The sequence below is a fragment of the uncultured Chitinophaga sp. genome (assembly GCF_937874145.1).
Taxonomy (GTDB): Bacteria; Bacteroidota; Bacteroidia; order Chitinophagales; family Chitinophagaceae; genus Chitinophaga.
This window is the reverse complement of record NZ_CALNBI010000250.1, coordinates 1-7,364: the sequence shown is the minus strand read 5'-3', so window position 1 is coordinate 7,364 and position 7,364 is coordinate 1. Positions and strand designations below refer to the sequence as shown.

Annotated in this window: 8 protein-coding genes; 5 read left to right on the top strand and 3 right to left on the bottom strand. The window is 56.7% G+C overall.

Annotation, left to right across the window (positions count from 1 at the left end):
• The 5 genes from Q0510_RS12600 to Q0510_RS12580 form a co-directional block, all read left to right on the top strand.
• Positions 1-807, top strand: an 807-nt coding sequence (locus Q0510_RS12600) for a HAMP domain-containing sensor histidine kinase (RefSeq protein WP_298712058.1), incomplete at its 5' end; no start/stop codon positions are given.
• A gap of 63 nt (positions 808-870) precedes the next feature.
• Positions 871-1,305 (top strand): carbohydrate-binding protein, encoded by a 435-nt coding sequence (locus tag Q0510_RS12595; RefSeq protein WP_298712055.1) that lies wholly within the window; start codon positions 871-873, stop codon positions 1,303-1,305.
• Positions 1,306-1,365: 60 nt separating this feature from the next.
• The gene (locus tag Q0510_RS12590; RefSeq protein WP_298712052.1) at positions 1,366-2,367 is read left to right on the top strand and encodes a glycoside hydrolase family 43 protein; all 1,002 of its coding nucleotides are present in this window, start codon (positions 1,366-1,368) and stop codon (positions 2,365-2,367) included.
• Between the two features lie 152 nt (positions 2,368-2,519).
• Positions 2,520-3,341 carry a universal stress protein gene (locus tag Q0510_RS12585; protein ID WP_298712050.1) on the top strand — a complete coding sequence of 274 codons (822 nt, stop codon included), beginning with the start codon at positions 2,520-2,522 and terminating at the stop codon, positions 3,339-3,341.
• 3 nt (positions 3,342-3,344) lie between these two features.
• On the top strand, positions 3,345-3,704 hold the full coding sequence (locus tag Q0510_RS12580; protein ID WP_298712047.1) for a hypothetical protein: 360 nt from the start codon (positions 3,345-3,347) through the stop codon (positions 3,702-3,704).
• On the opposite strand, the gene Q0510_RS12575 is transcribed toward Q0510_RS12580, so the two are convergent.
• From Q0510_RS12575 to Q0510_RS12565, 3 genes are all read right to left on the bottom strand, one after another.
• A complete protein-coding gene (locus Q0510_RS12575; RefSeq protein WP_298712045.1) occupies positions 3,661-4,719 on the bottom strand; it encodes a response regulator in 1,059 nt (352 codons plus the stop codon). The genes Q0510_RS12580 and Q0510_RS12575 overlap by 44 nt on opposite strands.
• Complete coding sequence (locus Q0510_RS12570; RefSeq protein WP_298712042.1) at positions 4,716-5,933, bottom strand: PAS domain-containing sensor histidine kinase; 1,218 nt, start codon at positions 5,931-5,933, stop codon at positions 4,716-4,718. The genes Q0510_RS12575 and Q0510_RS12570 overlap by 4 nt, the downstream gene beginning before the upstream one ends.
• Before the next feature lie 51 nt (positions 5,934-5,984).
• A partial coding sequence (locus Q0510_RS12565) for an ATP-binding protein (protein ID WP_298712040.1) occupies positions 5,985-7,364 on the bottom strand: 1,380 nt, incomplete at its 5' end.

The window sequence follows — 7,364 nt, the reverse complement described above, 5'->3', positions numbered from 1 at the left end:
GTGTGGGGGCTTTCCTTTATTGTAATGGCCCTTTCTTACTTCAAGCGGGTACACGACGATTACGAGAACGAGAAAGAAGTGCAGCGCCAGGCGCTGGTAGCCCTGAACCGCGACAAGGAAAAACTCTTCAGCATCATCGCCCACGACATCCGCGGCCCGCTTTCCACCCTCGAAATGCTGCTCGATATGTTCCGCAAGGGGGAATACCCGGAAGAAGATATGAAGGATGCGGCCGACGAGCTGTATAAGAAAGTAGCCAGCCTCGCCGGCACGATGGACAATATGCTCCGCTGGAGCATGGGCCAGATGAAAGGCATCCGCGTGAAGCCGGTGCACGCTTCCCTGGCCAACCTGACCGATGAAATCGTCAACCTCTTCGAAAACACCATCCGGGAAAAGGAGATCCATCTCAAAGTGGAAATCCCGGCCGAATGCTGGGTGTATGCCGACCGCGACCAGGTGTCCGTCATCCTCCGCAACCTGCTCAGCAACGCGGTGAAATTCAGTTACCCCGGCGGGGAGGTCCGCCTGTCGGCCATTACCGTAGAAGGCCAGGTAACCTTCCGCGTGCAGGACAACGGAATGGGCATCCCTCCCGAAAAGCTCCCCCAACTCTTCTCTTTCAAATCCGCGCCGGGTTACGGCACCAAAGGCGAGCGCGGCAGCGGGCTCGGACTGCTCCTCTGCCAGGAATTCACCATCCAGAACAAAGGCCTGCTCACGGCCAACAGCATCCCGGGCAAGGGAACCCAATTTACCCTCACCCTTCCGGCAGGCAAACCGGCACTGGTAAAAATTGATTCATAATATTTTATTATAATATTTTATGTAATTTGCCGGGAAGAAAAAACCCGAGATCGAACCATACCTATGAAACCACTTGCGATCCTCGTAACGGCGGCCTTGCTGTGCTGCTTGTCGATGCAGGCAAGCGGCCAGGGGGTGTTGCGCACGCCGGCGTCGGACACGATGAAGTACATGATGAAGCAGGGATCGTACCTCGGTTTCAGACAGGTGAACCTCAGTATGGGCGAGATCGGGTTCGAAGTGGTGATCAGCAGTAATTTCAAAGGAAAGTCAGCCTCCCGGCTGGAATTCCGGATCGACCAGCCGAGGGGCAAAAGAAGCAAGAAGCTGGGTTCCATCAAGATACCCGACACGGCAGACACCACTTTCAATATCAAGCTCACCGGGCAATTGCGCCACGCCTTCGGTATACACGACCTCTTCCTCGTTGCCAGGGGCGAAGGGGAATTCGAGATTTCGGGGTTCTCTTTTATCCATAATTATTTCGCGGAAAAGTAATGATCCCGCTAACGGTTTTACGAGGATTTGGAAACCGATTGTTTTTTCTATATTTCGGGCATGAAGCGCCTGATACTCCTCTGCTGCGCCGCCGCGGCCTTCCTGCCCGCCTCCGCCCAGCAAAAGAAAAAACGTAAGACCTCCGGCAACCCCATCTTCCCGGGATGGTACGCCGACCCGGAAGCCATCATTTATGGCCGGAATTATTGGGTATTCCCCACCTTCTCCGCGCCCTACAGCAAACAGGTGTTTTTCGACGCCTTCTCCTCCCCCGACCTCGTCAAATGGACCAAACATGCCCGCATCCTCGACACCTCGGCCGTCAAATGGGCCAAACGCGCCATGTGGGCGCCTTCGGTGATACAGCACAGCGGCAAATACTGGCTCTTTTTCGGGGCTAACGATATCCAGAACGATAAAGAATACGGCGGCATCGGCGTGGCCGTGGCCGACAAGCCCGAAGGCCCCTACCGCGACCATCTCGGCAAGCCGCTCATCGACCGTTTCCACAACGGCGCCCAGCCTATCGACCAGTTCGTATTCCGCGACCACGACGGCCAGCATTACCTCTTCTACGGCGGCTGGCGGCATTGCAACATCGCCAAGCTGAACAACGATTTCACCGGGTTCGTGCCGTTTGAAGACGGGACCACCTTCCGGGAAGTGACCCCTGAAAAGTACGTGGAAGGGCCGTTCATGTTCCGGAAAGACGGGAAATATTATTTCATGTGGTCGGAGGGCGGCTGGACCGGCCCCGACTATAGCGTGGCTTACGCCATCGCCGACTCCCCCACCGGCCCTTTCCGCCGCATCGGCAAGATCCTCGACCAGGACATGGCCATCGCCCGGGGCGCGGGGCACCATTCCATCATCCACCCGCCCGGCACCGATAAATATTTCATCGTATACCACCGCCGGCCCATCGGCGAAACCGACGCCAATTCCCGCGAAACCTGCATCGAAAAGCTGGAATTCGACGAAAACGGCCTGATCAAACCGGTGGTCATCACCCGGGAAGGCGTTCCGGCAACCAAAGTGCCCCGCGTTCTATACGATAAGTAAATAATACCCTTCCGAACCCGCGCCCCCGCTTTTTGTTGTAAGAAAGGCGGGGCGCGGCTTTTTTATGCCTGCAGAGATTCCCCCGACCACGATCAACGGCCCCGTTGACCGTCATCATCGCTACTTCAATCACATAAACGGAATTTTATACCATGAAAAAGATCATTGTTGCCCTCGACGGCCTGAAACTTTCCGAATCCAGCGTTCAAACGGCCGTGGCCCTCACCGCCCGCGAAAAAGCCCATTTGGTAGGCGTCTTCCTGGACGACTTCACCCATAACAGTTTTTCCATCGCCACCGCCATGGAAAACAACGACCTCGACGCCCGGATGCAGAAAGACAAGCAAATCCGCGACAACGCCGTAAAGGAATTCGAGACCGCCTGCCAGTCGGGAGGGATCAACTTCACCGTTCGCCGCGATAAATCGTTCGCCCTGCCCGACCTCCTACGGGAAAGCATATACGCAGACCTGCTGATCATCAGCGCCGAAGAGTCCTTCACCCGCTTCCCCGAGCCCGCGCCCACCCGTTTCATCCGCGACCTGCTTTCCGAAGTGCAGTGCCCGGTGCTGATCGCGCCCCTGAAATGGCAGCCGCTGGAAAAAACGGTGATGCTGTACGACGGCGCGCCTTCGTCCGTATACGCCATCAAAATGTTCTCCTCCATCCTCCCCGAAACGAACAAGCTCCCCGCCACGGTGATCACCGTCCGCGGCGACGAGAACCATCACGTTCCGGAGCACCAGCTGATGAAGGAATTCATGAAAAGGCATAACCCCGGCGCGGAATACGCCGTATTGCAGGGCGACGCGGAAAACGCCATCCTCGACGAGCTTATCAAAAACGACAGCCGCACGCTGGTGGTGCTGGGCGCTTACCAGCGCAGCACGGTAAGCCGCTGGTTCAGGGCGAGCATGGCGGATCTGCTCATGAAATCCATACCCTGCGCCCTATTCATCGCACATAACAAGTAAAAAATGAGCCGGGAGAAGAAATTTGAATTATTGCGGCTGCTGGAGTACCTGAAACAGGAGAATATCCTGCTGAAGCAGCAGCTGATGGAGGCTTTGCGGATCGATTCGTCGAGGCAATTCCTGGAACGGGCGGAAGCCCTCCAGCAACAGTTCCTCCAGAACGACCAGGCCCTCGCGCTCATGCACCACGACCTCGTGATGCTGTACCAGAAAAACGGCGATGGCAAATCATACCTCCTGCAGCGGGAAGGGTTGGAATCCGACCTGGGCCGGATGAAAGAAGAGTTTGAACACCTGCGGACGCAATGCGCCGATCTCCCTAATTCAGGAGCCGCGCCAGCTTCTTGCGGTCTTCCAGGATAATTTCGCCCTCCCGGATGCTGATGAGCTTTTCGTCGCGGAAATCTCCCAGCGTCCGGATGAGGGATTCTTTGGCCACGCCGGCAACGGCGGCCAGGTTATCGCGGCTGATGTCTATGCTGAATTGCGTGCTGCCGGCCGCGTTATATTTTTTATCGAGCGCCAGGAGCGCGTCGGCCACTTTGCGGCGGAGCGAGTTGTAGGCGATACCCAGCAATTGTTCTTCCTTCTCGGCCATGTTGTTGGCCAGCATCTGGATGAGGCGGCGCTGCACGGCGGGGTTGCCGTTCATGAGCGCTTCAAAATCCGATTTGGGGATCATCGCCACTTCCGCATCTTCCATCGCTTCGGCGCTGTCCTGGTACAAACCGCCGCTTAACAGGGGCGTATACCCGAAATAATCGCCTTCGTTGAACAACCCTGTGATGAGTTCCTTCCCGTTGTCGTGCCGCTTGCTGGACTTCACTTTCCCTTTAATGATATAGAAAAGGTTGGTGGCATGTTTGCCTTCCGAGTAAATGGCTTGTTTCTTTTTGAACAGCTGGGTGTTGCGTTCGTTTTTGAGCGCTTCCAGCTGGTCGGCGCCGCCGCTGGCAGACAGCAGTGCGGAGATGCCGCCGGGCCCCTGGGCCATGTCTTCCTTCAGCTTGCTGGCTTTCTGCAAACGGATTTCGATGGCCTGGAGGAGCTCCATGGCGTCGAAAGGTTTGGTGATGAAATCGTCGGCGCCCATTTCCATGCCTTTGCGCATGTCCGTTCTTTCGGTGCGGGCGGTGAGGAAGATGAAGGGTGTATGCTGGAGGGCGTTGCGCTTGTGCAGCATGTGCAGCACGCCGTAGCCGTCGAGCACGGGCATGGAGATATCGCAGATGATCAGATCCGGCTGATGCTCGAAAGTCATCTGCACGCCCTGCATGCCATCGGCCGCGGTTATTACCTTGTAATTGGCCATGGTGAGAATCTCCGCGGTGTTCTCACGGATATCGGCATTGTCTTCGATCAGTAGAATCGTGGTCATATGCTGGTCGGGATTTGAAAAGTCAGGATAAATTCGGTGCCTTTGCCGAGCTCGCTGCGGCATTCGATGGTGCCGTTCATCAGTTCGGTGTATTTGGCCACGATGTGCAGCCCGAGGCCGGTGCCCTGTATGTCGGACACGTTGTTGCCGCGGAAGAAACGTTCGAACAGGTGGGCCTGATCGTCGGCACTAATGCCGCGCCCTTCGTCGGCCACGCGGATCACCAGCCGCTCGCCTTCCCGTTCGGATGCTACGCTGATGGCGCGGCCTTCCGGCGAGAATTTGATGGCGTTGGAGAGCAGGTTGAGAATGATATGTTTGAGCAGCGCGGGGTCGAGCAGGGCTTCCGGCTCGCCGGCATGCGTGTACGAAATGCGCTGGTTCTTTTTGTTCAGTTCGAACAGCTCCTGGATGGTGGACCCGATGATCGTTTCCACATTCACCGTAGCCGGCCGCACCAGGATCCGGCCTTCCTCTATCTTGCCTACGCTGAGGAAATCATTGAGGATGTCGGTCAGGAGGTTGACGGAAGAAACGATCCGCTGGATATGCTTTTCGCGCTGCGGCTGCTCTTCTGTAGCCGTGTAGCGGGAAATGAGGTAGGAAGAAGACAGCACGGTGCTCAGCGGGGTGCGGAACTCGTGGGAAGCCATGGATACGAAACGGCTCTTCAGCTCGTTGAGGTCCTTTTCCTTCTGCAAAGCCTTGCGCAGTTCGCCGTCCTTCTGCTCGATCTCCTTCATCTGCTTTTCCAGCTGCCCCACGAGCCTGGACAGCGAAGCCGTACGGTCCGCCACTTTCTGCTCCAGTTCCGCGTTCAGCTCGCGCAATGCGTCTTCCGACTGCTTTCTAAGGGAAATATCGCTCACGAAAGCCACCACGTAACGGCCGTCGGGCGTTTCGTATACGCCCAGGCTGATTTCTACCGGGAATTCGCTGCCGTCTTTCCGCCGGGCGTACAGGGCCATGCCCATGCCCATGGGGCGGTTGTGCGGATGGTGATGGAATCTTTCGCGGTGATGTACGTGCCGGTGAGCGTATCGTTGCGGGATCAGCATTTCCACCTTCTGCCCCTGTATTTCTTCGGCCGTATAGCCGAATTGGCGCAGGAGGAAGGGATTCGCCAGAACGATGTTACCTTCGGTATTCGCTACGAGAATACCTAACGTGGCATGGTTGAAAATAACTTCAAATCCGAATACTGCATTGTTCATGGCGCTGGATCTTAAATTGCGCAGCAAATTTACAATTTAATTCCGAGGGCGTCACTCCTTTTCGATGGCTTTGCGCAACAGCTCGCGCACGATGGCCATTTCCGCCTTCGTTTCTTCCAGCAGCGCGCGCGCCGCGTCGGGCTGTATTTCCGTCATCGTATCGAAAACCCGCGAAAGCCGCGACAGTTCGCCCATGCCCACGCTGGCCGTGGTGCCGTACATTTTATGGCCGACGGATTTAACGCCTTTGAGGTCCCCGGCTGAGATGAACTGCTCCAGCGCGTCCAGGGATTTTTCCAGCTCCGAGGCGGTGAGCTTCAGGATTTCCGCACCAACGGCATCGTCGCCCAGGTAGGTTCTCAATACGTTGATATCGAAATGCTTATCCGCATCTTCAGTAACAGTGGCGCTTTCCGGCGCCGTATCTCCGGGCATGTCGCCCGGCAGCCATTTCCGTAAAATAGCCGCCAGCGTTTCCTCCACGATGGGTTTGGACAGGAAGTCGTCCATCCCCGCGGAAAGGCTTTTCTCCCGCTCCCCGCTGATATTTCCCGCCGTCAGCGCGATGATCGGCACGCGGGCATTCATTTCCATCTCCCGGATCTTATACGTGGCTTCGTAGCCGTTTAGCTCGGGGATCTGGATATCCATCAGGATGAGATCCGGCTGCGTTTCTTTGAAAATGCGCACGGCATCCAGCCCGTTGCCGGCTTCGATGATCACCGCCGCGGGCATGAGTTTATGGATGATGGTTTTGGTAAGCAGCATGTTTACGGTGTTATCCTCCACCACCAGCACCGTGGCTTTGCGGTCGTTCAGCGACGCGGATTTCTGTCCTTCCGCATCCCCGATCTCAGCGGTTTCGCCCGCGTCGGCGAACTCCACCGGCAGGGTCACGTAGAAATAGAAAATACTGCCCGAACCGGGATAGCTGATCAGCTGCAGCTTGCTGCCCATGAGGGCGAGTATCTTGTTGGAAATGGCCAGCCCGATGCCCGTGCCGCCGTATTTCTTAGTAGTCGACGCATCTTCCTGCGCAAACGCTTCGAAGATCCGTTCCTGTTTGTCGGGTTTGATGCCGATGCCGGTATCCCGCACCTCGAACTTGAACGTCATGTCGCCGTTGCGGGATTCGGCGATGGAAGTGATCCTCAGCTCCACCGCGCCCTTGTCGGTAAATTTGACCGCATTGCCCAGGAGGTTGACCAGCACCTGTTTCAGCCGCAGCGCATCGGTATGGATGTAAGCCGGCAGATGCGGCGGAATGGCCAGTTTGATGTCGAGCCCTTTCTGCTGGCCCTGGAACATGATGATGTCGAGGGCTTCGCGGCCGAGGGCGTACAGGTTGATCTTTTCCGCATGCAGTTCCAGCTTCCCGGCTTCGATCTTTGAAAGGTCGAGGATGTCGTTGATGATACTCAGCAGCACGTT

Excerpts from the sequence above, each read along its gene's own strand:
- Q0510_RS12595 (WP_298712055.1), top strand. The coding sequence starts at position 871 with ATGAAACCACTTGCGATCCTCGTAACGGCGGCCTTGCTGTGCTGCTTG.
- Q0510_RS12590 (WP_298712052.1), top strand. The coding sequence starts at position 1,366 with ATGAAGCGCCTGATACTCCTCTGCTGCGCCGCCGCGGCCTTCCTGCCC.
- Q0510_RS12585 (WP_298712050.1), top strand. The coding sequence starts at position 2,520 with ATGAAAAAGATCATTGTTGCCCTCGACGGCCTGAAACTTTCCGAATCC.
- Q0510_RS12580 (WP_298712047.1), top strand. The coding sequence starts at position 3,345 with ATGAGCCGGGAGAAGAAATTTGAATTATTGCGGCTGCTGGAGTACCTG.
- Q0510_RS12575 (WP_298712045.1), bottom strand. The coding sequence starts at position 4,719 with ATGACCACGATTCTACTGATCGAAGACAATGCCGATATCCGTGAGAAC.
- Q0510_RS12570 (WP_298712042.1), bottom strand. The coding sequence starts at position 5,933 with ATGAACAATGCAGTATTCGGATTTGAAGTTATTTTCAACCATGCCACG.